Annotated in this window: 18 protein-coding genes; 4 read left to right on the top strand and 14 right to left on the bottom strand. The window is 47.9% G+C overall.

What is annotated here, in order from left to right; genetic code table 11:
* Positions 1-131 precede the first annotated feature (131 nt).
* The 5 genes from ACTHTG_RS06890 to ACTHTG_RS06870 all read right to left on the bottom strand — a co-directional run bounded on the left by ACTHTG_RS06890 (position 132) and on the right by ACTHTG_RS06870 (position 8,323).
* On the bottom strand, positions 132-608 hold the full coding sequence (locus tag ACTHTG_RS06890) for a hypothetical protein (protein ID WP_004521018.1): 477 nt from the start codon (positions 606-608) through the stop codon (positions 132-134).
* Between the two features lie 535 nt (positions 609-1,143).
* Complete coding sequence (locus ACTHTG_RS06885; protein WP_049343865.1) at positions 1,144-2,610, bottom strand: surface lipoprotein assembly modifier; 1,467 nt, start codon at positions 2,608-2,610, stop codon at positions 1,144-1,146.
* Between the two features lie 318 nt (positions 2,611-2,928).
* On the bottom strand, positions 2,929-3,813 hold the full coding sequence (locus ACTHTG_RS06880) for a Slam-dependent surface lipoprotein (protein ID WP_049343863.1): 885 nt from the start codon (positions 3,811-3,813) through the stop codon (positions 2,929-2,931).
* A 200-nt stretch (positions 3,814-4,013) separates the two neighbouring features.
* Complete coding sequence (locus ACTHTG_RS06875; RefSeq protein ID WP_440360582.1) at positions 4,014-7,283, bottom strand: TonB-dependent receptor domain-containing protein; 3,270 nt, start codon at positions 7,281-7,283, stop codon at positions 4,014-4,016.
* A 665-nt stretch (positions 7,284-7,948) separates the two neighbouring features.
* Positions 7,949-8,323: an Mth938-like domain-containing protein gene (locus tag ACTHTG_RS06870; protein WP_004520381.1), complete on the bottom strand. Its 375-nt coding sequence runs from the start codon at positions 8,321-8,323 to the stop codon at positions 7,949-7,951.
* Between the two features lie 206 nt (positions 8,324-8,529).
* Here ACTHTG_RS06870 and ACTHTG_RS06865 point away from each other — a divergent pair, with 206 nt between their 5' ends.
* The 3 genes from ACTHTG_RS06865 (at position 8,530) to ACTHTG_RS06855 (ending at position 10,906) form a co-directional block, all read left to right on the top strand.
* Positions 8,530-9,837, top strand: a complete 1,308-nt coding sequence (locus ACTHTG_RS06865; protein WP_004520380.1) for a homoserine dehydrogenase — start codon at positions 8,530-8,532, stop codon at positions 9,835-9,837.
* A complete protein-coding gene (locus ACTHTG_RS06860) occupies positions 9,830-10,264 on the top strand; it encodes a hypothetical protein (RefSeq protein ID WP_004520379.1) in 435 nt (144 codons plus the stop codon). The genes ACTHTG_RS06865 and ACTHTG_RS06860 overlap by 8 nt, the downstream gene beginning before the upstream one ends.
* A 147-nt stretch (positions 10,265-10,411) precedes the next feature.
* Entirely contained in the window at positions 10,412-10,906 is a 495-nt protein-coding gene (locus tag ACTHTG_RS06855; RefSeq protein WP_049328665.1) for a hypothetical protein, read from the top strand.
* A 46-nt stretch (positions 10,907-10,952) separates the two neighbouring features.
* On the opposite strand, the gene ACTHTG_RS06850 is transcribed toward ACTHTG_RS06855, so the two are convergent.
* Positions 10,953-11,669: an S-methyl-5'-thioinosine phosphorylase gene (locus ACTHTG_RS06850; protein WP_049343856.1), complete on the bottom strand. Its 717-nt coding sequence runs from the start codon at positions 11,667-11,669 to the stop codon at positions 10,953-10,955.
* Between the two features lie 66 nt (positions 11,670-11,735).
* Positions 11,736-12,806, bottom strand: coding sequence for an AI-2E family transporter (locus ACTHTG_RS06845; RefSeq protein WP_049335191.1), 1,071 nt, complete (start codon positions 12,804-12,806; stop codon positions 11,736-11,738).
* Between the two features lie 203 nt (positions 12,807-13,009).
* Here ACTHTG_RS06845 and purM point away from each other — a divergent pair, with 203 nt between their 5' ends.
* Positions 13,010-14,044, top strand: coding sequence for a phosphoribosylformylglycinamidine cyclo-ligase (gene purM, locus ACTHTG_RS06840; protein WP_003686290.1), 1,035 nt, complete (start codon positions 13,010-13,012; stop codon positions 14,042-14,044).
* A gap of 74 nt (positions 14,045-14,118) precedes the next feature.
* Here the strand turns inward: purM and ACTHTG_RS06835 are convergent, their stop codons facing one another.
* The 7 genes from ACTHTG_RS06835 to ACTHTG_RS06805 form a co-directional block, all read right to left on the bottom strand.
* Positions 14,119-15,330 carry an acetate kinase gene (locus ACTHTG_RS06835; RefSeq protein WP_004520375.1) on the bottom strand — a complete coding sequence of 404 codons (1,212 nt, stop codon included), beginning with the start codon at positions 15,328-15,330 and terminating at the stop codon, positions 14,119-14,121.
* Between the two features lie 212 nt (positions 15,331-15,542).
* Positions 15,543-16,712 (bottom strand): 2-methylaconitate cis-trans isomerase PrpF, encoded by a 1,170-nt coding sequence (gene prpF, locus ACTHTG_RS06830; RefSeq protein WP_004520374.1) that lies wholly within the window; start codon positions 16,710-16,712, stop codon positions 15,543-15,545.
* A gap of 117 nt (positions 16,713-16,829) precedes the next feature.
* Entirely contained in the window at positions 16,830-19,436 is a 2,607-nt protein-coding gene (gene acnD / locus ACTHTG_RS06825) for a Fe/S-dependent 2-methylisocitrate dehydratase AcnD (protein ID WP_049335194.1), read from the bottom strand.
* Between the two features lie 401 nt (positions 19,437-19,837).
* Entirely contained in the window at positions 19,838-20,992 is a 1,155-nt protein-coding gene (gene prpC / locus ACTHTG_RS06820; RefSeq protein WP_063075771.1) for a bifunctional 2-methylcitrate synthase/citrate synthase, read from the bottom strand.
* Positions 20,993-21,076: 84 nt separating this feature from the next.
* Entirely contained in the window at positions 21,077-21,952 is an 876-nt protein-coding gene (gene prpB / locus ACTHTG_RS06815; RefSeq protein ID WP_063075772.1) for a methylisocitrate lyase, read from the bottom strand.
* Positions 21,953-22,718: 766 nt separating this feature from the next.
* Positions 22,719-23,141, bottom strand: a complete 423-nt coding sequence (locus ACTHTG_RS06810; protein WP_063075774.1) for a hypothetical protein — start codon at positions 23,139-23,141, stop codon at positions 22,719-22,721.
* A gap of 1 nt (position 23,142) precedes the next feature.
* Positions 23,143-23,946 carry an NUDIX domain-containing protein gene (locus tag ACTHTG_RS06805; RefSeq protein ID WP_197459415.1) on the bottom strand — a complete coding sequence of 268 codons (804 nt, stop codon included), beginning with the start codon at positions 23,944-23,946 and terminating at the stop codon, positions 23,143-23,145.
* Between the last annotated feature and the right edge of the window lie 19 nt (positions 23,947-23,965).

The raw sequence follows: 23,965 nt of genomic DNA, 5'->3' as shown, positions 1-23,965 counted from the left end.
TTAACGGCATTAAAGTTGAAAATTAGATCTCAATACGATATACCCAGAATGTGCTTACTACACTAAGTAACAAATGTGGTCAATCTACAATCATGGTAAAAACGGCTGCCTAGGCAGCCGTTGGTTTTAAATCAATCATCTTGATCGATCAGTTTTTTCAGTTTTGACAAAGGTTCAGTAACAGGAAACGTGTATCCAATAAATTCTTTGAATTGTCCTGTCAAATCCATCTCGTAGAGAGTTCCTGTCCAATCATTAAAAAACTCCAAGAAAAAAGTCATAGACGACGAATAGGGCGTTAAAACCAATCTTTCACATCTCAACTTGCCTTCGAATCCTTCAGAACCCGCATAACAATGTATTGCAAGGTGATGAAGCTTGTTAGGGTTTTCAGCAAGAATCTTGACGGCGTTATAGAGTGACTCAACATCCACACCAACTGACAAATCAGGAACTGAATAGTCGTATTCGTCAGACTGATGGATTTCAAGAAGCTCCTCGCTTTCCTCCGGGAAAACAATCTGCAACTTTTGCACTCCATCTTCTTTAGAAAGAGTGAATTTTGGTTTTTCAGGAATAACATTGCTTTCGGTTTTAATATTACACATGCTAGTCTCCAATGTGGGAGACAACCCTTTCGGGTTGCTCCCGAAAGGGTAGGTTTATTCAAAAATTACAAGTTATGATAACTACTCGGATTAAATAGGAAATTTAACATAATATAAATTATTTTCTTTTTTCCTATTCTTCTACAAATTCCGCTTATTGTTCCTATATGTCAAATGAGAATTAGTGATACTCTAGAGAGTGTGCTCATAGTACTCCAATTTTTAGTATAAAATCAATAGGTTTTAAGAGAAACTTGGCTATTTAATTTTACCTTACCTCTACTTCCTAATTTATTGTGTAGTGGAGTAGGAGAGATATAAGAATACCAAGTACCATCAAACTCTTGTGAAACAAGAAAGTGTAGGGGATAGCTAATTTATACTGCAAAGGCCGTCTGAAACATTAAGTTCAGACGGCCTATTTGCAAATTTTTTTAGCAAGTTGATAAGTTAAACTGTAAGAAATTTGCGAGTTAATCACATTATGAATATAAGATAATAATCTTACAAGAGATCATCTGGCTGACCTTTAATTTCAAAACCTATGCTCTATTTTAATTAGAAATTCATTCCGTTTATAGCGATTTAGCCAGGACGAGCTTTTGTTGTCAGTGTGTTTTACGGTGAGGATGGGTACGAAGCCGCGGAGGAAAGGGCGATCGAATTTGATGTCCAACTGGTAGGTGCGTTCGAAATCACGGCGGCGGGTTTCCAGCCAGGCATGGTAATCCTGATAGGCTGTTTTGCGCCAGATTGCCTGAAAGGTGGCGTCGATGCCGGATTCGAAACGTTTATTGACGCCCGCGCGCAGGCCGTGCCGGCGGTAGGAATCCACTTTTTCGCGGCTGTTTTTGCGCAGGTAGTCGTAGCCGCCGAATACCAGCCAGTCTTTCGGCAGGGCGTAGATGGCGGTGGTGAACAGAAGCGTCTGCGGGCCGTTGAAATGTTTTAATTCACCGCGGTAGCGGTCGTATTTGTGGTCGAGCTGCACGCCCAGCGAGGCTTGGTCGGAAAAGGTGCGGCTGTATGCCGTGCTGATGCCGGCGCTGCTGTCGCGCAGTTTCCCGCCCGACCATTCGTATTGCACCTGCGGGCCGATACTGAAGGAATGGTCTTTGCTCTGAAAACTGTAAGCGGGGCTGACGTTGATATTGTGTTCGCCGTATTCTTTGTTGCCGGGATAGAGCCGGCCCCATGCGTAGCCGCCCAGTTGCAGGCCGTGGTGGCCGTTGAGCGAAATGCGTCTGCTTAAGTTGGCTTCATATACCCACATCCGGTTTTTCAACGCATCGGGCGCGTAGGCGTCAAGCTGTTCGTTGCGGCAGGACAGCATTCCGGCATCGTCCAGAATCGGCTGCCCGTTCGAATCGAAACCGCAGCTTGTCTGATTGCGGACAACCGTCGTGCCCGACGACTGGTTTAAGTTGGTGTCGTAACCCGCGCCGAACGAAACCGAGCCGCTCCACGCATCGCGTTTCTTCAAAGCGTCGGCAAACACTTTGATTTTCTCATTGACGGCGGGCACTTCGGGAATATCGATGCCGTCGAACAATGCCGCCGATTCTTTGTTTTGTTTGTCTATAAACAGCAGCCGCGCCAAATCCAGGCGGCCGCGCAGAAATTCGGGATTTTTGCGGTAAAGCTCGCGGTATTTCGCCAGCGCGGCCTCCAAATCGTCGCGGGACACCGCCTGATTGGCCTCGGCAAACAGCACTATATCGGGGTCGTAATCATCCTGACGGCGGTAAATGTCTAACAGCCGAGCCGTTTCCTCTTCGTTTTGCGCGTTGACCGCCTTCATCAGCGACAACGCCAAATCTTCGCCGTCCTGCACTTCTCCCGCGCCGAATTCGATCGCCGTATTGTCCGCTTCGTTCCTTTCCTGCTGAGCGCGGCGGAGTTCCGTTCCCTGTTTGAGCTGCATGAAGCGGTCTTCCCTGTCGTCGGCAAACGCGTGGGGCAGCAGGCTGATAAAAAAGGGAAGGAGCAAAAGGCGTTTCATAAAATTCTTTCCTGTGTATCGGGCGGCTTTGTTTTTCAGACGACCTTTTCAAAGAAAAACTGACATTTCATCTTTACCGGGCAGAGCATTTTTTTATTTGAATGACGGGTCGTCTGAAAATGAGCTTCTCAAGCCCATCGAAACAGCACGCCTTCAAACTCACGGGCCGTTCGAAAAATACCGGCTTAAACGCATTGCGAAGCCCGATATTTCCGAACGGCCCTGTACGATGTGCATTGTGTGTCGGATGATTTGTGTTTTATAGGCGGACGGAATGGGAAACGACAAAAACCGTCCGCCTTATCGCATTATGATTCATTATTTGCCGATTTTCGTACCGCCAAAGGCAGTGTTATAGGCATGGTTTCGACCAAAATCAGCCACGCCCGCAATCGCTGCGCCTTGATTGCCGAAGAAATGACCGTGGGTCGTACCGGCCACTTTGTTTGCCGTAGCTGTACCGGAGAAGGAAGCCTGAGCCGTATTAATCGTGGCATTGTTGATGGCGACATTCAAACCTGCGCGTTCCATTTCTCCGTTCAGCGTTCGCTTACCGAAATCAGCTTTCAACGTACCGTTTAAGAGGGCTGTATTTTGCGTATGATATTGGTTGATACCCTTAACCGTATAAGTGGCAGTACCCGTAGTCGGCAGATTGGTGGTTCGACCCGTGCCGCTATAGAAGGCAGTGTAATTCGTACCTTTTGTACCGACAGCCGCACCGGAAGGAACGGCAGACCAGTCGCCGAAGTAAACATCCATATTACCGACTTTGGAATAAGACAGACGGCCCAAATGGGAATGGTCGGGCATTTTGGGAATCAGATGCCATGCACCGTTCATCCGATACAGATTGGCAACAGTAACGCCGTTTTTGTCTTTACCCAAAATACCGTGAGCAAACGTTTTAACAAAATATTTGTTCGCTGTCGCATCGATTTTAGCAAAAGAGACAGGCTTGTTATTGGCAATACCTTTCTCTGGAGTTCCTGAGACAGCCTTGGTATCGCTAACAAAAATGGAAGCTTTACCTTTATGCTCACCTTCGTTTTCAAGAGTAACACCAATATGCTTTACCCCTTCGACTTGAATCGATTCGGTCGTCGCACCAGTCGGGTTGGCTTGAAAACCTTTAGGTAGTGCAAACACAGAAGAAGCAGCAAACGCAACACTCAATACCGCAACGGTTTTTACGAGTTCCATAATTCACTCCAAAATAAAAATTTACAAAATCAACAAACTTTCTCAAGAAGAACCTGGATTAATCTTACAAATTCGCCCTCTTGGAAAAGCAAAGTAAGTATATTCCCATTTTTATAAAATAAAAACGGAAATTATTATCATTTATGATAATTTACATTTTACTAATATTAGAATTTTGATAATTGCATCCTGAAACTATTTTAGAACTTACCTGTAATCCCTATCCTGACCGTTCTGCCCGGTGCAGGCAGATAGGAGCGGCTCATCGGGTCGAGGTAGTAGCGGTTGGTCAGGTTGCTGCCCACAAGCTCGGCAGTCAGGTTCTTGCCGATTTTGTAGCGCAGGTAGGCATCCCATACCGCAACAGGCTGCCAGCGCATATCGTTATGCTGGGGCTTCATATTGTCATTCTGATATTTATTGCGCACATCGTAGAATGGCTGCCAAGCATCGTTGCGGTTTTCATAGACGCGGCTGTGGTAATGGAGGCGCACGCCTGTTTCCAGTTTGTTGGCAAGGAAACGGCTGCCCAATTCGGCATCAATCGACCAGCGTGGTTGAAGCGCGCTTGCCAGATAGCCCGAATCGGTCAAGCCGCCGTGGTTGCAGACAGGACGATTCATAGTCTTACCGTTTTTCACAAAATAGCTTGAATCAACCATGCCCTCTGTTGCGGATGTCCAAGTGAAATTTTCGTCGCACATTTTGTTTTTCAGGCTGCGGAATACGTTCAGGCTGCCGAAGACGCGTCCGGTATCGAAGCGGGTGGACAGCTCGACACCACTGCGGATTTGTCTGTCGAATTGTTCGAATTCGAGATTGCTGTCCCTATCGATAACGTTTTCGGTCTTGTTATGGAAGTAATTGACGCGGAAATCCGCTTTTTTCATTTTCGGTAACAGCCCCGTCAAATCATGAATATAGCCCACTTCCCAGTTTTTGGCGTGTTCGGGCCGCCAGCCATAGCCCATGCGGTTGAATGAGCCGGCGGCGGTAGAAAAGCCGTAAGTCCCTTCAAAAATGCTGGGGTAGCGCAGGGTTTCGGTATAGCGCAAATAGGCGCGGCTGTAATCAGTAAAATTGATGGTGGCAGAAAATGCAGGTACCCAACCGCTGCCCTTCTGCTTCATTGCCCTCTGTCTTTCGGCTTCGGTCATTGGCGTTGTGTAAACACTTGCACTGGCTGCGTAGTATTTAGGTACAAATTGCGGACTGTCTGGAATAGACGGGTCATATACAGGATTGGCGACTTTGGTGTGCAAATCAGGAATGCTGCCATTGGTAAGGGGATGATCCTGCATATTCAGACGGCCTTTATCGTCTTTCAACCAATAGAAATCCACCTTTTCATTAGGATTGACCCATTTTTCGCGATCATCTGTCAAAGTCGGAATATATTGCGAATTGACTTGAAACGAAGTCAGGCTAATTTGTGCATGTTTTTTTCTTTGTTCTGCGTATTCCTCTGTTTCATATAAAACTCCATAATCAAGACTGCCATTCGCCAAAGCATCGTCAATTGCCTTGTAATCCGCGTATTCTTGCGGCGTGGCAACCCTGCCGATCGAATATTTTATTCCCCTGTTCATTTCTAACGGATCGCCGGTCTTATTCGTGCCGCTTTCCAAACGTCTGCTTTTATCCTGAAGTTGGAAATTGGTATATCGCCCACCTGCCGTCAAAGTCAGCCAGCGGAAGGGTTCGTAGCGAAAATTAAAGCCCAGATTGTATTCACGCCGCTTGCCGTTGCGAGGTACACCGTATTGGTTCAATTCATAATTTGCCCTGATGGTGCTGTTTTCGAGTTCTTCCCGATATTTGTCGTATCCTCCCCGCTCCAGCTCGTCTGAAAAATCATTGCGCGATGTCAGTTTTTCATTTTGAAAATCGCCCATCAAAGTCAACGACAGTTTGTCGCTCAATTTCATACGGTTGGAGAATTGAAAGCCTGTACGGTTGTTACGGGCGTAATAGGCGTTGCCTTCAATAGTGTTGAACCTGCCGTTTGTATTGGGCGTTTCGGGTTTGGGCGGTTTTGGGACTTCAAAACCTGCATTCAGCAATTCTTGACGCTCTTCAGGCGTAGCTTTTTGCCATCTGTCGTACTCATCCCATGCTATTTGAAATTTGTTGTCCTCATAAACGGTATCGCCGGGTGAGCCACCTGCGGTATTGGTTTTGGATTTGGTGCGCGTTGTCCAAAGCGTGGCATCGAAATCTATCCAACGGCTGCCCTCGGGCTTCCACGAATAGTCGATATTGTAGGAACGCTGTTTTACCCATGCCTGCGGCCATTCGGCAATTTTGTTGAGGACGGACGCATCCCAACTGATGGGGCCGATAATGCGCGAAGGCATAATTTCGCCGAACGTGGAATCGGTATGGCGCAGGCCGAATTTGAGCGTTTGGCGGTTCGGCAGACGGAAGGTGGTTTTACCTACCCATGATTTGGTTTCGAGCGAGGTATTGCTGACTTCCCCGCCCGGATGATAAAAAAGTCCGATTTTTGAAATATCGGGTGCGCCCAGCATGTTTTCACTGCCGAAAAATTTCTCACCCTTGGCAGCGGCTTCTTCTTTACGACGTTTCAATTCGTCTAAAGTTTCTTGTGTCCAAGGACCGATATAACCGTAGCGTTCCGCGCCTTTTTTGCCGGAAAAATAATTGCCTTTACTGCGGTAGGCATAGGCAAGCATGGCATCGAAATTGTCCTGCTTGGTGGCGGCGGCAATGCGGTAGGCTTTATCCTCCCCAAATTTATTGCGTCCGTTGAAACGCTGGTCGATTCGGTCGGTATCGTCAAAAAACGAACGCCAAATACCACCCGTCGCTACTGCGGGAACAGGCAAGGTTCGATAATCGACTGAATGTTCATAAGCATTCTCACGCCTTTTGATGGAATTGTTGGAAGCCTCCGCCTTCACTTCAAAGCCGTATTTCTGCCCTTCGGGGACAATATCGTCGGCATCGATGGTTTTCAGGGCGACGGAGCCGCCTATGCCGCTTTTCATATCACGGCTGAACGAGGGGCCTTTTTCGATAGAAACGCTACTGATGATGTTGGGGTCGACGTAGTTGCGGTTGTTTGCGCCCGCGTAGCCGCGCCAGACGGTAATCGCCTGCTCCGTGCCGTCGATGGTAACGGGAATCCGTCCTTGACCTTGCACACCACGTATATTCGGATCCAGCGCGCCGCTGTTGCGCGCGTCGCCGCTGTACACGCCGGACATACCGCTTAAAAGGTCGGATACGGTGTTGCCTTTGAAGGTTTCGACTTCGTTTTTGCTCTTGTAAAGATTGACGATTTCGCGGGTATAAACGCGGTTTTTACCGATTTCATCCTTATTTCGAGTTCCTTTGACAGTTATGGTATCGAGAATAACTGTCGAATTATCTGCAGCATAAACGGCAGGGACGAAACCAATGGCGGCGATGCAGGCGGAGAGGGTGGTGACTTTGATCGGTTGCATAGAATGAATCCATATAACTTGATTGGTAAGGCCGTCTGAATGAGACAGATCGAATAGATGCGATTACACTCTGACTAAAATAATACAAATAAGTTTGATTATTATTTATAATTTTATGAAATTCTAACTTGTTTTTAATAATATGGAAATGTTTTTTGAGATTTGATCAATAGAATAGGGAGGGGAAGCGGTAGAGATTATTGAGCCGCTATTTCGATTATGTGAGTTATTTCTGACACTGCACCGTAAATTCCGCTATGCCCGGGCAGTCTATTTGGGGCAGAACAAAGTAAGTGTGCAAAGCCATCTGAAGGCGATGTGTTTGAACCTCTTAAAGGCAGCTAACAGGCTAATTGCGCCAGTTGTCACCTTAATTATCGAGTAATGAAGTCGAGTAGGGAGCAGGGAGCCTTAGTACGATACCAAGTACCTTCATATTCCTTGAGAAGAAGTACCTTGTACTAGACATACTTAGAAAAAGTGTTCCGCTAGTTGCAAGATGTGATTTTTTTAAATCTGGAGGCAGGAATCTCATTGTGAACGTAGAAGTTCTTCTTTAATAAGAGAAACAGGAGTTGGCAGGCTAAAATACTAGTATTATGAATTTAACATAATATAAATTATGCGAACCTAAGCTAGCATGATGCAATAGTCTTTTCTGCAAATTATGGCCACAACCAAGCCCATGCGCTTCGTCCTTCGCCTTGCAGCAAAACTAAAGTTCGGCAAGCTGAGGCTGTATTCATGCATTCGAGGCCGATTCCGTAGGCTGATAAGGCTGCAGCAACTTTGGGATGCAGAAATTTTTGTTTTTCTCCTGTACCTATAATAATGACTTCTGGACGGTTTTCTGCTGTTTCAATTGCTGATATAAAAATTTGTTCGTTTAATTCTCCGATGGTTGTTTGAGGAATGATGCTCACTTTGCCATCTTGCCAGCAAATGGGTTCTGAATATGTTTGTTCACCGATTTGCAATATGCCTTGTGAGGATGAAAAAAATGATGCGGTTTCATCAATATGGTTTTCTGTGATTTTCATGGCAATTCCTGTTTTTATGGTAGAACGATTTTTCAGACGGCCTTGGGAAACTTGCAAAAAAAGGTGCAAGATCAAGCAATATCAGGTAGGATTCAACGTTTGACCTTGTGCATTGATGCTTTGCTCTGAATTTACGATTGCAAGCGATTATAACAAGCCTTGGTTTTTCGTGATTATTTTAAAGTATCGGCTCAAAAGGAGACACAATGAAGCCAGTAAATATCGGTCTTTTAGGTTTGGGTACAGTCGGTGGCGGTACGGCTACTGTATTGCAGGACAACGCTGCGGAAATCAGCCGCCGCTTGGGACGAGAAGTCCGTATTTCTGCTGTTTGTGATTTGAGCGAAGAAAAAGCCAAACAAATTTGCCCGAATGCTGCTTTTATCAAAGATCCGTTTGAGCTGGTTCAACATCAAGATGTTGATGTTGTTGTGGAATTGTTTGGCGGTACCGGTATTGCCAAAGATGCGGTATTGAAAGCGATTGAAAACGGCAAACACATTGTTACTGCCAATAAAAAACTACTGGCCGAATACGGCAATGAAATTTTCCCTTTGGCGGAAGAAAAAAATGTCATGGTGCAGTTTGAAGCTGCTGTTGCCGGCGGTATACCAATTATCAAGGCTTTGCGTGAAGGCTTGGCTGCGAACCAAATCCGCAGTATCGCCGGTATTATTAATGGTACCAGCAACTTCATTCTGACTGAAATGCGTGAAAAAGGCAGCGCGTTTGCAGACGTATTGAAAGAAGCTCAGGCTTTGGGCTATGCAGAAGCTGACCCCACTTTTGATATCGAAGGTCATGATGCCGGCCATAAAATTACGATTATGAGCGCATTGGCATTTGGTACGCCGATGAACTTTTCTGCCTGCTATTTGGAAGGCATCAGCAAACTCGACAGCCGCGATATCAAATACGCTGAACAACTTGGCTACCGTATCAAATTGTTGGGGATTACCCGTAAAACCGACAAAGGCATCGAGTTGCGCGTACACCCTACTCTGATTCCTGAAAGCCGTCTGCTGGCTAACGTTAACGGCGTGATGAATGCTGTCCGCGTCAATGCCGATATGGTTGGTGAAACCTTGTATTATGGTGCAGGCGCCGGTGCATTGCCAACGGCTTCTGCCGTGGTTGCCGATATCATTGATATTGCCCGCCTGATTGAAGCTGAGACTGACCATCGTGTCCCTCACTTGGCATTCCAACCTTCACAAGTTCAAGTGCAAAATATTCTGCCTATGGATGAAATCACCAGCAGCTACTATCTGCGCGTTCAAGCAACTGACGAACCAGGAACTTTGGGTCAAATTGCCGCACTCTTGGCCAAAGAAAATGTTTCTATCGAAGCTTTGATTCAAAAAGGCGTGATTAATCAAAGCACTGCTGAAATCGTGATTCTGACCCACACCACGGTGGAACACAATGTCAAACGCGCTATCGCAGCGATTGAGGCGTTGAGCTGCGTGGATGCTCCGATCACCATGATCCGCATGGAAAGCCTGCATGACTGAGCAACAAACGGAAAGGCCGTCTGAAGAACAACTGGCGGCCAGAAAGAAAGCCAAGGCAAAAATCCGCACCATCCGCATTTGGGCATGGATTATTTTGTCTTTGCTGGCTCTGACCGCCCTGCTCTCACAATGCGCCATGAACAAGCCGCAGATGAAGCAAAATGTGGTGGAATCTTGTGTGAAAAACATTCCTTTTGCTGAAAAATGGCAAACTGATTTGAAGGCAAAAGGTTTGGATGCGCAAAACGAGAAATTGGCTCAAGACTATTGTGTCTGCATGTGGGATCAGCCTTTAAGCAAACTCTCTGACGAGCAAATCCGAAACTTCGGCAAAATCAGCCCTGAGGAGCAACTCAAACTCTTGGGTGGCGCGGAAGCTTTTGAGGCACGCGATAAGCAATGCGTGGCTGATTTAAAGGCTGAGTAAACCAAAATTATCGGTTTAAGCCAAAGCTATAAGGCCGTCTGGACAACAGACGGCCTTTCTTATATTGAATAAATAGTAATAAGAATTGATTTCATTATATTTTAAGTTTAAGATAGCTTGGTTAATTGCTTTTCTATGGTTGTTGCCATGCGTTACCACTTTCCTATTGCCGTTGATATTTATGATTTTTTGTATACCGGCCGGTTTGACTATCTGGAAATCGGACAATCGGCAGAGTCTATTTTGCAGATGTTTCCTGCGCCTGATTGCGTCCCTAAAGGCTTGTTGGTACAAAAAGGCTGGAATATTTGGCTTTATGGCGATATCGAACTGCATTTCTCCGACAATCGTTTGACACAGATTCGCGCTGATTTTCAGCCTGATGCTGCACTAAGCGGCGGCCGTTGGGTAAAATTGAATCCGTGGTTTTTTGCAAATGGCTGCCTTGATGTTTATGCCGTCATTCAGCGCTTGGTACAACGCAATATTGACTTTATTAAAACGGAAACGCATACCAATTTGATTTTACAGCTGCAAAGCGGGGTCGAATTGATTTTTGAAAAATGTCGGGGCATGCAACTTGCCTCGTTCCGCAAACAAAAAGCTTCCCTGCCTCATTGGGCGCGTGAAACGGCTTCTTAACTAAAACAATGCCGTCTGAAAACATCATTTCAGACGGCATGATCAATTACAAACCATTCAATAATTGTCGGATTTTCGTCATCGCCATAGAAGTCTGTTCATTACAGCCTACAGTCCCTACTCCGCTATCAAAGCAATCAATGCTGCTGACGCTGCAAAAGTGGGCATAGGCCATTTTCAACTCTCTGGCCAAAACAGCTTCGGGCATACCGGTCATACCAAGTACATCTACACCATCATTGCGATAACGGGCAATTTCTGCGCGAGTTGGACGGCGCGGGCCTTGCAGGCAGCCATATACTGCTGTGTCGTAAATCGGCACATTGTGCGCTTTCGTGATATTTAATAACTTTTGTCGCAATTCATTGCAATAAGGGTTGAAAAAATCGGTATGGACGACAGGGCATTCTTGGCCTTCAAAAAAAGTATCTTTACGGCCATAGGTATAGTCAATCAAATCGTCCGGCAACACCAGACTGCCGTTTTCAAAATCGGGATTGATACCGACGACTGAGGAAATGGCAATAATGTTTTCAACGCCTAAAGAGTGCAATGCCCAGATATTGGCGCGATAGTTGATTTCATGCGGCGCGATGGTATGGCTGAAGCCGTGTCGGGCGAGAAAAACAATGTCCAAGCGCCCCAACCTGCCGAACAAAATAGGACTGCTGGTTAAGCCGTATGGAGTGCGTACGATTTTTCGTTCAGTAATTTCGAGTTCCGGCAGTTTGGTCAAACCGCTGCCGCCGATAATGGCTAACATATAGACTTCCTTTGTTATCAATGGCCGTCTGAAACTTGGATTTCAGACGGCCTTAATATCATCGATTTATTTATGTTTATAGAAATGGCTGCCGAAATAGGCAGATGCACCTTCACGCAATAAAACCAATGTTACGGCGGCAAGCGGCAGACCGGCAAGCATACCGACAAAACCCATCAGTTGTCCGAAAGCCATCAACGAGAAAATCACCCAGAACGGAGACAAACCGATGCGGTCGCCGACGATTTTAGGCGTAATGAAAAAGCTTTCCAAGAATTGTCCGACACCGAATACAGCCCAGACCATCAACAAACCCTGCCATGAGCCATATTGCAAAAGCGCGGCAACTGTCGCCAGCAAAAGGCCGGTAAATGCACCCAAATACGGAATAAATACCAAAATACCGGCAATCATACCGATGGCAAAGCCGGAATCCAAACCGACCAGCATCAAGCCCAAGCCATAGACCAAGCCCATAATCATCATCACCATCAGCTGGCCACGCAGAAACTCGCCCAAAACTTCATCCATATTGCCGCTGATACGCGTGTAAGTTTCGATAAAACGGCGCGGAACCAATTTGCTGATTCCGGAAGACCAGCGTTTCCAATCCAACAAGAAGTAATACAGCAGCAAAGGTAACAACACCAAATTGCTGACGCCGCTGATGACGTTACCACTTTGACGCATCAAGGTAGGAATCCATTCTTTGAGCGTATTGCTCAACTCATCCGTATGCGACTGCAACCATGCAATAATTGATTCTTGATCGATTTGAATATAATCCCCGCTGACGCTATTGAGCCACGGCAGCAATTTGTTTTGAACAAAGCCTACGATTTGTGGCAGGCGTTCGGCCAGATTGTTAAACTGGTTCAACAACATAGGCACGATAATCAGCACCAACGACAGCAATATCAGCAAAGCCAGTGCCATAATAATCATAGAGGCCGGCGCGCGACGGATACGCTTCAGTTGCAGCCATTCGACCAAGGGATTCAAAACATAGGCCAAAACGGCAGCTACGATAAACGGCGTCAAAACATCGCCCAAGGCATATAAAAGCCAAATAAAGGCCGCGATAACGCAAGCCATAATAATCCACGGTTTTGCGCCGCGCGTTTTCTTTTGATACATAAAAAGGTATTTCCCAATTGATGTTTAAGGTTTTCAAAATCAATAAGCAGTATAACAGATTCACAAAGGCCGTCTGAACGCGTGACGGCTATTAAGATAAAATAAAAATTGTTGACAATAATGCCAAAAAATTCAGCCTGAATCCTCTAATTTAAGATAAAATACGCTCCGACAATCTACCCATACCCGAATAAGGAAATCCAATGAGCACTTCTTTGAGCTATCGTGACGCAGGCGTGGATATCGACGCAGGCGATCAACTGGTCGAAAACATCAAACCTTTTGCCAAGCGTACTATGCGCCCTGAAGTGTTGGGTGATTTGGGCGGTTTCGGCGCTTTGGTCGAAATCGGCAAAAAATACAAAAATCCGGTATTGGTTTCCGGTACGGACGGCGTCGGCACCAAGCTGAAACTGGCATTCGACTGGGACAAACACGATACCGTCGGCATCGATTTGGTTGCCATGAGCGTCAACGACATTTTGGTTCAAGGCGCAGAACCTTTGTTCTTCTTGGACTATTTTGCTTGCGGCAAGCTGGACGTTGCCCGCGCGACTGATGTGATTAAAGGCATTGCCCAAGGCTGCGAAGAATCCGGTTGCGCTTTGATTGGCGGTGAAACTGCCGAAATGCCGGGCATGTATCCCGAAGGCGAATACGACTTGGCAGGTTTTGCCGTCGGCGTGGTTGAAAAAGAACGCGTTATTAACGGCCGCAGCATTCAGGCCGGAGACGTTGTTTTGGGCTTGGCTTCCAACGGTGCACACTCCAACGGCTACTCTTTGGTACGCAAAATCATCGAGCGCGACAATCCTGATTTGGACGCGGAATTCGACAACGGTAAAACTTTGCGCGAAGCCATTATCGCCCCTACCCGCCTGTATGTGAAACCTATCCTTGCCGCTTTGGAAAAATTCACCATTAAAGGCATGGCCCATATTACCGGCGGCGGCATTACCGAAAACGTACCTCGCGTTTTGCCTGAAAATACCGTTGCACAAATCGATGCCAAAGCGTGGGAATTGCCTAAACTGTTCCAATGGCTGCAAAAAGCAGGCAATGTGGAAACCCAAGAAATGTACCGTACATTCAACTGCGGTATCGGCATGGTCGTTATCATTGCTAAAGAAGATGCCGATGCAGTACAGGCATTCTTGAGCGAACAAGGCGAAACCGTTTACCGTTTGGGCGCAGTTCGTGAGCGCAACGGCGACGAACATCAAACCCAAGTGGCTTGATTGAGATGTAATTAAAAAAGTGCGGATGATGAATCCGCACTTTTTATTGTTTATGATCTAGGGGAATCTCCGCCCTAGCCTGCTTCTTCCATAAAGCCGGCTAACTGAGCCGTATCGTGGGCAATCATCAGCTCTTCATTGGTTGGAACAACCAAAACAGCCGGAGAAGAATCGGTCGGGCTGATAATACCTGAATTGCCGTAGCGTTTGTCCATATTGGCTTTGGTGTCGATGTGCAGACCTAAGAAATCCAAATAGGAAACAGTTTTAGCTCGGATATTACGCGAGTTTTCGCCGATACCGCCGGTAAACACGAGTGCATCAATGCCGCCACAAGCTACTGCCATCGAAGCAATGTATTTGGCAAGGCGGTAAGTCATCACTTCCAGAGCCAAGCGTGCGCCTTCATGGCCTTCATCCGCAGCGATTTCCAAAGAACGGCAGTCGTTGGAGAGTTCAGAAATACCGAGCAAGCCTGATTTTTTGTTCAGCATTTCATCAACTTGGGCAACATCCAAACCGGCTTGTGAAGTCAGATAGCTGTACACGCCCGGGTCGATGTCGCCGCAACGGGTACCCATCACCAAGCCTTCAATCGGCGTGAAGCCCATACTGGTGTCAACGGATTTGCCGTTTTTAATGGCGGTAATGGATGCGCCGTTGCCTAAGTGGGCAATAATCATACGGATGTCTTCCAGAGGTTTGCCCAAAATCCGTGCGGCTTCAGGGGCAACGTAACGCATGCTGGTACCGTGGAAACCGTAGCGGCGGAAAGCGTATTTTTTACGCAATTCGCGCGGAACGGCATAAGTGTAGGCACGCTCCGGCATGGTTTGGTGGAACGAAGTATCCATCACGCCGACATTGGGCAGACCCGGGAAATGCTCTTGCGCAGCCAAAATGCCGTTGATATTAGCAGGATTGTGCAGCGGAGCGAGCGGAATGCAGGCATTGAGTTCGTCCATTACTGCTTGATCGATCAAAACAGATTCGCTGTATTTTTCGCCGCCGTGGGCGATGCGGTGGCCGATGGCTTTAATGCGGTCGTGCAGGCCGTGTTTTTCAAGTTCTTTCAGCAACATACCTACTGCACCGGCGTGGTCGTTACGGCCGGTCAAGGCTGTTTGGCATTTTTTGCCGTCTTTGCTGAACGTAATGACTGCTTCGGGCGTACCCAAACGTTCGCCGAGACAGCTTAAGAGAACTTTGCCGTTTTTACGGTCGATAACAGCACCTTTGAGTGAAGAGCTGCCGCAGTTTAGAACAAGAATGAGTTGGTTGGACATGGTGTTTCTCCTTTGATTTTTGATTGTTTTTTTGGCTTCAGGCCGTCTGAAAAGAGCAAAAACATTTGAGAGCTTTTCAGATTGCCTTTGGTTTGATGTTTAGTCAGGCTTTATGCCCAACCATAATCTCCATTGCAGGTATCGCTACCTGACTAAAATCTGCTTATTTGGTTTTCAGACGGCCTTGTTTAGTGCTGCGGCCGTCTGAAAACTTAAAAGCAATCTTCCGGCACTCGGACTTGTCCTTCCATAATCACGCGTGCGCTACGGCTCATGACTGCTTTGGTGGCCGTCCATTGTCCGTCCTGACATTCGGCGGCTGCACCAACGCGCAGTGTGCCTGACGGATGGCCGAAACGGACTTCTTTACGCGCTCCGCCTCCGGCTGCAAGGTTGACCAGCGTACCGGGCACGGCGGCAGCGGTAGCGATGGCGACTGAAGCAGTACCCATCATGGCGTGGTGCAATTTGCCCATGCTCAGTGCGCGTACCAATAAATCGATGTCGGCAGCTTTGACGGTTTTGCCGCTTGAAGCGGTGTAATCGGCCGCAGGGGCGACAAAAGCGACTTTCGGAGTATGGGCGCGGGTAGCGGCTTCGGATACGTCGCTGATTAAACCCATTTTCAGCGCACCATACGCGCGGATGGTTTCAAATTTTTCCAGAGCCGCGGCATCGTTGTTGATATCGTCTTGCAACTCTTTGCCTGTATAGCCCAAATCTGCGGCATTCAGGAAAATGGTTGGAATGCCGGCATTGATAAGCGTGGCTTTCAGACGGCCTATATTCGGCACATCAATTTCATCGACCAAATTGCCGGTTGGGAACATACTGCCTTCGCCGTCGGCCGGATCAAGAAATTCGATTTGTACTTCGGCTGCCGGAAACGTTACGCCGTCAAGCTCAAAATTGCCTGTTTCCAAAACTGCGCCGTTTTGCATCGGTACATGGGCAATAATGGTTTTGCCGATGTTTTTCTGCCAAATTTTGACGGTACACAGGCCGTCTGAAGGGATTTTGTCTTTATCGACCAAGCCTTGCTCGATGGCAAATGCGCCCACGGCGGCAGTCAGATTGCCGCAGTTGCCGCTCCAATCGACAAAAGGTTTGTCGATGGAAACTTGTCCGAACAAGTAATCAACATCGTGATCGGCGCGTTCGGATTTGTCCAAAATTACGGCTTTGCTGGTGGACGAACTGGCATTGCCTAAACCGTCAATCTGTTTGCCGTAAGGGTCGGGGCTGCCGAGTACGCGCAAGAGGATTTTGTCGCGTGCCTCGCCTGCTTCCTGCGCAGCTGCCGGCAGATCGGTGCGTTTGAAGAAAATGCCTTTAGATGTACCGCCGCGGTAGTAAACGGCTGGAATTTTAATTTGCGGCATTTCGAGTTCTCCTTTGTATTTCTAGTATGGTTTTTTCAGACGGCCTCTCAAACATTCGAGGCCGTCTGAAAACCTTTTTGAGCGTAGCCCGGACATTTTGATCATGCCCGATTTACCTTACGCTGCATTTCCTTCTAAAAAGTCTTGTGCGAAACGTTGCAACACACCACCGGCTTCATATACCAATACTTCTTCTGCAGTATCGAGGCGGCAGGTAACCGGAACTTTGACAGTTTCGCCGTTTTTACGGTGAATCACGAGAGTCAGGTCGCAGCGCGGTGTGCGTTCGCCGACCACGTCGTAGGTTTCCGTACCGTCCAGTTTCAGGGTGTGGCGGTTAGTACCCGGTTTGAATTGCAGCGGCAACACGCCCATACCGATCAAGTTGGTGCGGTGGATACGCTCGAAGCCTTCGGCAACAATCGCTTCCACGCCGGCGAGGCGTACGCCTTTTGCAGCCCAGTCGCGGCTTGAGCCTTGACCGTAGTCCGCACCGGCAATGATGATGAGCGGCTGTTTGCGGTTCATATAGGTTTCGATGGCTTCCCACATGCGCATGGTTTTACCTTCGGGTTCAACGCGTGCCAGCGAACCTTGGCGTACGCTGCCGTCTTCGTTTCTCACCATTTCGTTAAACAGTTTCGGATTGGCGAAGGTTGCACGTTGGGCGGTCAAGTGGTCGCCGCGGTGGGTTGCATAAGAGTTGAAGTCTTCTTCAGGCAAACCCATTTTCGCCAAATATTCGCCTGCGGCACTGCTGGCCAAAATCGCATTGGACGGCGAGAGGTGGTCGGTGGTGATGTTGTCGGGCAAAATCGCCAGCGGACGCATGCCTCTCAATGTGCGCTCCCCTGCCAGTGCTCCTTCCCAGTAAGGTGGGCGGCGGATATAGGTGGACATTGGACGCCAGTCGTACAGCGGGCTTGGTGCTTTTTGCGCTGTGCCGGTATCGAACATCGGAATATAAACGTCGCGGAATTGTTGCGGTTTCACATATTCGGCAACGATGGCATCGATTTCTTCATCGGTCGGCCAGATATCTTTCAGGCGGATTTCTTTGCCGTCTGCAACGCCTAGTACGTCGTTTTCAATATCGAAACGGATGCTGCCTGCCAGCGCGTAGGCAACGACCAACGGAGGCGAAGCGAGGAAAGCCTGTTTCGCATACGGATGGATACGGCCGTCAAAGTTGCGGTTGCCTGACAATACAGCGGTGGCGTACAAATCGCGGTCGATGATTTCTTTCTGGATTTTCGGATCCAGCGCGCCGCTCATGCCGTTACAGGTGGTACATGCGAAGGCAACGATACCGAAGCCGAGTTTTTCCATTTCAGGCAGCAGGCCTGCTTCTTTCAAATAGATTTCGGCTACTTTTGAACCCGGGGCAAACGAAGATTTCACCCAAGGTTTGCGTTTCAAGCCGAGGCGGTTGGCATTGCGTGCCAACAGCGCGGCGGCGACAACGTTGCGCGGATTGGAAGTATTGGTACACGAAGTAATCGCGGCAATAATCACTGCACCGTCAGGCATTTGGCCGTCTGAAGGCTCTTCATAAGGTTTAGCCAAGCCTTTGCTGGCCAAATCGGCGGTCGCAAAACGGGCATGCGGGTTACTTGGACCTGCCATGTTGCGCGTTACGCTGCTCAAATCAAATTTCAATACGCGCGGATAAACGGCGTTTTTCAAGGCATCTGCCCACAAGCCTGCGGTTTTGGCGTAGGTTTCTACCAATTTCACTTGCGCATCGTCGCGACCGGTCAGTTTCAAATAATCAATGGTTTGCTCATCAATAGCGAACATCGCGGCAGTCGCGCCGAACTCAGGGGTCATGTTGGAAATGGTGGCACGGTCGCCGATGGACAGGCTTCTTGCGCCCTCGCCGAAGAATTCGACAAATGCGCCAACCACGCGCTCTTTACGCAAAAATTCGGTCAGTGCCAACACGATGTCGGTGGCAGTAATGCCTGGCTGGCGTTTACCGGTCAGCTCAACGCCGACAATATCAGGCAGACGCATCATGGAGGCACGACCCAACATCACGGTTTCGGCTTCCAAACCGCCCACGCCTACGGAAATCACGCCCAGTGAATCGACGTGCGGCGTATGTGAGTCAGTACCGACGCAGGTGTCAGGGAAAGCTACGCCGTTTTTAACTTGGACAACCGGCGACATTTTTTCCAAGTTGATTTGGTGCATAATGCCGTTGCCCGCCGGAATCACATCCACATTTTCAAATGCGGTTTTTGTCCAGTTGATGAAGTGGAAACGGTCTTCGTTACGTCTGTCTTCGATTTCGCGGTTTTTGCGGAAGGCATCAGGATCGTAACCGCCGCATTCAACGGCCAAAGAGTGGTCGACGATGAGCTGGGTTTGCACCACAGGATTCACTTTGGAAGGATCGCCGCCTTTTTCGGCAATCGCATCGCGCAGGCCTGCCAAATCCACCAACGCTGTCTGACCCAGAATATCGTGACACACCACGCGCGCCGGATACCAAGGGAAGTCGATTTCCTGTTTTCCCTCAATCAGCTGGCCCAGCCAGCTTTGCAGCGTAGGCAGGTCGACTTTGTCTGCGCGGTTGACCAAGTTCTCAGCCAAGATACGGCTTGTATAAGGCAGCTTGTCGTAAGAGCCTGGTTTGATGTCTTCACACGCCTGACGCGCGTCATAATATTCCAAATCCGTACCGGGTAAAGCTTTGCGGTAGCGTTGGTTGGCAGTCATGTCGGTTCTCCTAAATCTATTATTTTTTTGGTTTTGGGGTTTCAGACGGCCTGTTGATTCGGACCTTCAGGCCGTCTGAAACCATAAATTCTGTTTTATTGCTTGTTGTCTGAAATCTATTCGCGGTATGAAAAAAAATTGCTGCTCCGCTACCATCATTCCCGTATAGACGGAAATCCAAACTTAAATCTTTCAGCACTCTTTACAGCAGAACATTTCAACTTTTGAATTTCTACCTGTATGGGAATGACGACAGCAGAGCAGCATGTTTTCCAAACGGCCGGCTCTCTCTCTCGCATACTGCACTAGGCCGTCGAAAAACGAAAACATCATTTATTCATTATTTTCAAACGGCATTTCGAGATGGGGCGGGCAGGCGGCCCACCCTGCTGTTACGCGTATTAGCGGTTTTCAATCTCCACGAATGCCAAATCTTCAGGGCCTGTGTAGTTTGCGCTCGGACGGATGATTTTGCCGTCTTTGCGTTGCTCGAGAACGTGTGCGCTCCAACCGGTTGTACGGGAAATTACGAACAGCGGTGTGAACATAGCAGTCGGTACGCCCAATTTTTGGTAGGAAACAGCGGAGAACCAGTCCAGATTCGGGAACATTTTTTTCTCTTCCCACATCACGCTCTCCAAGCGTTCAGCAATGTCAAAGAGGCGCATATCGCCGGTTTCTTTGCTCAAACCGCGTGCCACTTCTTTAATGACAACATTGCGAGGGTCGGAAATGGTGTACACCGGATGACCGAAACCGATCACGATTTCTTTGCGGCCGATACGTTCGCGGATGTCTGCTTCGGCTTCGTCGGCATTGCGGTAGCGTTTTTGAATATCGTAAGCTACTTCGTTCGCGCCGCCGTGTTTCGGGCCTTTCAACGCGCCGATTGCACCGGTAATGCTGGAGTACATATCAGAGCCTGTACCGGCGATCACGCGGGCGGTAAAGGTAGAAGCGTTGAACTCGTGTTCTGCATACAGAATCAGTGAAACGTGCATGGCTTTGATGTGTGATTCGCTTGGGCGTTTGCCGTGCAACAGGTGCAGGAAATGACCGCCGATGGTCTCTTCGTCGCTTTCAACTTCAATGCGTTTGCCGTTGTGTGAATATTGATACCAGTACAGCAGGAGGCTGCCGAGGCTGGCGATCAGTTTGTCGGCGATGTCGCGCGCTTCACTTTCCGGATGGCTTTCACGTTCAGGATGAACGCAGCCCAGCATGGATACGCCGGTACGCATCACATCCATCGGATGGGTATGTGCAGGCAGGCTTTCCAAAACTTTAATCACACGGATAGGCAGGCCGCGCATGGATTTAAGCTTGGTTTTATAAGCGGCCAGCTCGAATTTGTTGGGCAGATGACCGTGAATCAGCAGGTGGGCGACTTCTTCAAACTCGCATTTTTGTGCCAAATCCAAGATGTCGTAACCGCGATAGCTCAAATCGTTGCCGGTACGGCCAACGGTACACAATTCGGTATTACCGGCCGCAACGCCAGAAAGCGCAACGGATTTTTTAGGTTTGAAAGTCGGGGTTTGAGTAGTTTCAGTCATGGTATTTCTCCTTTGTATTTTTGTGGGTTTTATTTTTCAGACGGCCGATGCGGATTTGTTGAAAGGCCGTCTGAAAGCGGTTACTTATTTTTGAAACAATTTATCCAGTTTTTGCTCAAAGGCATGATAGTTCAGATGCTCGTACAGCTCGGCACGGGTTTGCATACTGTCAACCACTGCGGCCTGAGTGCCATCGCGCATAATCGCTTCATAAACATTCAAAGCGGCTTTGCTTGCTGCGCGGAACGATGACAGCGGATACAGCACCAGTGACACGCCGTTTTCAGCCAGCTCGCTTTGGGTATAAAGCGGAGTGGAACCAAACTCGGTAATGTTGGCCAATACAGGTACTTTCACTGCATCTGCAAATTGGTGGTACATTTTCAAATCGGTCATGGCTTCAGGGAAAATCATGTCTGCACCGGCTTCGACACAAGCCTGAGCGCGTTCGATAGCGGCATCCAAACCTTCTACCGCCAGCGCATCGGTTCGCGCCATAATCACAAAGTTCTCATCAACGCGGGCATCTACGGCAGCTTTGATACGGTCAGCCATTTCATTTTTAGAAACAATGGCTTTGTTCGGACGGTGGCCGCAGCGTTTTTGCGCTACCTGATCTTCGATGTGAACCGCTGCAACACCAGCGCGTTCAAAGTTGCGAATGGTACGGGCGATATTGAATGCACCGCCCCAACCCACATCGATGTCCACCAGCAGAGGGGTATCCACGTTATCTGTAATGCGTCGCGCGTCAATCAGCACATCTTCCATTGTGGTGATGCCCAAATCAGGGATACCGCAAGAGCAGGCTGCCACGCCGCCGCCGGACAGGTAAATCGCTTTGAAACCGCTTTGGGTGGCCAATCGTGCAAAATAAGCATTGACGCAACCGACTACGGCAAGAGGGTTTGATTCTTTCACAGCTTGGCGGAAACGTGCTCCGGCAGAGTGTTGACTCATCATATTTCTCCTTTATAGACTTTTTTCATCAGTATTAATCGGACGGCTCGGTTTTTTCACAACTTGAAACGAACCGTTTAAAAAGAAACAATCATTCTAAAAACTGTTTTCAGACGGCCTGTAAAATTTCAATCATCAACCATCTGAAAATTTAAAATCAATAAATACAAATAGTTATCAAAAACAATAAATACAATAAGGCTGAAGCGGAGGTGTACGTTTTTTAATTTTTATTAATCAAAATATGAATTCGATTGGAGATACAGATATTTTAAAACCCGAAGCGTTTGTAGGAATGCGGAAACTGGATTCGGGTTGAGAGCCTTCAGACCGTCGGGACTGCCAATAAGCTGGCGGCGACGGGAGCGGCAGAGATGGGAGAAAATCTATAACAAGAGAGAGTGGTTTGATACAGATTCATGATGATGTTCCTTTGTAGTGCGATGTAGTTTTTATTTATGGAAACAAATTTAAAAAATAAAACCGGTCTTGTCAAACACTTTTTTCAAAAAAATTATAAAAAATTCAGTTATTAATAAACGATTTTTTTGCAACAAATGTAAAAAACGGACAGGCTGTACCACATCAAATCCTTGTGTGGCCTAGCTTCTGTCCGTTTTGTACTTTTGGCTGATAGTCAGAATGATTGTAAACAATCTGCCTAAAAATAATTTATAATTGATTCATTTATAAGGAACTTTTAAATATGCCGTCTGAAAAATTAAAATTTTTGCCTTTAAATTTTCAGACGGCCTTTGCATGATGACTACTCTGCACTAAATGCCGTCTGAAAAGTCTGCTTGCCAATGGTAATGTCGGCAGTGTAATCATGGCGGCCTTCGACGCAAAACGGCAAGCGGATTTGCGCAGCCTGCCAACTTTGCGACGATTGTTGCGTCAGGTTGTAGCGGTTGAAGCCCATGTCCATGTTTTTCATACTGAAACTGATACTGACCGCGCCCGTATTCTTCGGCACATTCTCCACCACAATATCAAACGGATCGTGTGTATTGATGGAGGTCGCACGCACTTTTGAACCGTCAGGCAGGACGCAGCCTTGTGTCAGACTACATTCGACTACATTCGCTTTTGACTGTTGCCGCTGCCACCAATCCAAAAGCAGCAGTTTGGCCGCCGCAAACACAATCAGTAAAACAGCGGCAATCAGTAGTTTTTGATTTTTACTCATTTCAGACGGCCTCAATGTCATTATCGGTCAAAACGGCGTGCGCACCCATGCTCTGCCATTGTTCGCGATAAATGGAAACCATACTTTCCGGAGCTGCCGTAATCAACGGTATAGCCACGCCTTGCGCCAAAATATCGACAACTTGCTTGGCTGCCGCTTCATTCGCCACTTTCCACACGACAGCATCCGCATTTTGCACCTGCTGCCATTGTTCGGCATTTTCAATGATTGGCCACACGCTGGATGCTTCTATCGGCCTGCCTTGTTGCCAATCGGCAAATTCCAACAATACGGCAGAGGCGGTTTGATGTTGAGCCGATAGATATGGCACAACATGATATTCGCCCATGCTGTTTTGACCGCTCAAACCGCTTTCCAGACGGCCTTGAAGCTGGCGAGGGATAGATAGGGAACGTAATAATGCACTATTGGCAGGCAACATCGGCGCAACGGTAAAATCCCCTGCCTTTTGCCATGCCCATTTCTGCCCTTCCCTCGATTGGATTTCGCCTGTCCATTGGTCGGCTTCTACCCATAAAAAATGCAGGCGTACATGTGCGTGTTCGTAGGAATGGACTTTGGTCAGCCACGGCGTAGCGGCGAGGATACGGATGCCGAGTTCTTCTTCAAACTCGCGTTGCAAGGCTTGAAAATCGCTTTCGCCGGCTTCCACCTTGCCGCCGGCAAATTCCCAATAACCGGCATACGGTTTGCCTTCTGGGCGGGAACTGAGCAGGTAGCAGCCGTTTTTGTCGAGCAAAATTCCGGCAACCACTTGCACCAATGGACGTGTGTCTTCAGTCATCATGGGATTATTCTTATAT

Origin of the sequence: Neisseria sp. P0017.S009 (assembly GCF_051957375.1) — a bacterium.
GTDB lineage: Bacteria > Pseudomonadota > Gammaproteobacteria > Burkholderiales > Neisseriaceae > Neisseria > Neisseria perflava.
Note: the sequence above shows the minus strand (reverse complement) of the source record. Positions and strands in the feature narration are given on the sequence as shown.

Bases quoted from the DNA above. Each gene is read 5' to 3' on its own strand.
- ACTHTG_RS06890 (WP_004521018.1), bottom strand. From the start codon at position 608: ATGTGTAATATTAAAACCGAAAGCAATGTTATTCCTGAAAAACCAAAA.
- ACTHTG_RS06885 (WP_049343865.1), bottom strand. From the start codon at position 2,610: ATGAAACGCCTTTTGCTCCTTCCCTTTTTTATCAGCCTGCTGCCCCAC.
- ACTHTG_RS06880 (WP_049343863.1), bottom strand. From the start codon at position 3,813: ATGGAACTCGTAAAAACCGTTGCGGTATTGAGTGTTGCGTTTGCTGCT.
- ACTHTG_RS06875 (WP_440360582.1), bottom strand. From the start codon at position 7,283: ATGCAACCGATCAAAGTCACCACCCTCTCCGCCTGCATCGCCGCCATT.
- ACTHTG_RS06870 (WP_004520381.1), bottom strand. From the start codon at position 8,323: ATGAAAATCACAGAAAACCATATTGATGAAACCGCATCATTTTTTTCA.
- ACTHTG_RS06865 (WP_004520380.1), top strand. From the start codon at position 8,530: ATGAAGCCAGTAAATATCGGTCTTTTAGGTTTGGGTACAGTCGGTGGC.
- ACTHTG_RS06860 (WP_004520379.1), top strand. From the start codon at position 9,830: ATGACTGAGCAACAAACGGAAAGGCCGTCTGAAGAACAACTGGCGGCC.
- ACTHTG_RS06855 (WP_049328665.1), top strand. From the start codon at position 10,412: ATGCGTTACCACTTTCCTATTGCCGTTGATATTTATGATTTTTTGTAT.
- ACTHTG_RS06850 (WP_049343856.1), bottom strand. From the start codon at position 11,669: ATGTTAGCCATTATCGGCGGCAGCGGTTTGACCAAACTGCCGGAACTC.
- ACTHTG_RS06845 (WP_049335191.1), bottom strand. From the start codon at position 12,806: ATGTATCAAAAGAAAACGCGCGGCGCAAAACCGTGGATTATTATGGCT.
- purM (WP_003686290.1), top strand. From the start codon at position 13,010: ATGAGCACTTCTTTGAGCTATCGTGACGCAGGCGTGGATATCGACGCA.
- ACTHTG_RS06835 (WP_004520375.1), bottom strand. From the start codon at position 15,330: ATGTCCAACCAACTCATTCTTGTTCTAAACTGCGGCAGCTCTTCACTC.
- prpF (WP_004520374.1), bottom strand. From the start codon at position 16,712: ATGCCGCAAATTAAAATTCCAGCCGTTTACTACCGCGGCGGTACATCT.
- acnD (WP_049335194.1), bottom strand. From the start codon at position 19,436: ATGACTGCCAACCAACGCTACCGCAAAGCTTTACCCGGTACGGATTTG.
- prpC (WP_063075771.1), bottom strand. From the start codon at position 20,992: ATGACTGAAACTACTCAAACCCCGACTTTCAAACCTAAAAAATCCGTT.
- prpB (WP_063075772.1), bottom strand. From the start codon at position 21,952: ATGAGTCAACACTCTGCCGGAGCACGTTTCCGCCAAGCTGTGAAAGAA.
- ACTHTG_RS06810 (WP_063075774.1), bottom strand. From the start codon at position 23,141: ATGAGTAAAAATCAAAAACTACTGATTGCCGCTGTTTTACTGATTGTG.
- ACTHTG_RS06805 (WP_197459415.1), bottom strand. From the start codon at position 23,946: ATGACTGAAGACACACGTCCATTGGTGCAAGTGGTTGCCGGAATTTTG.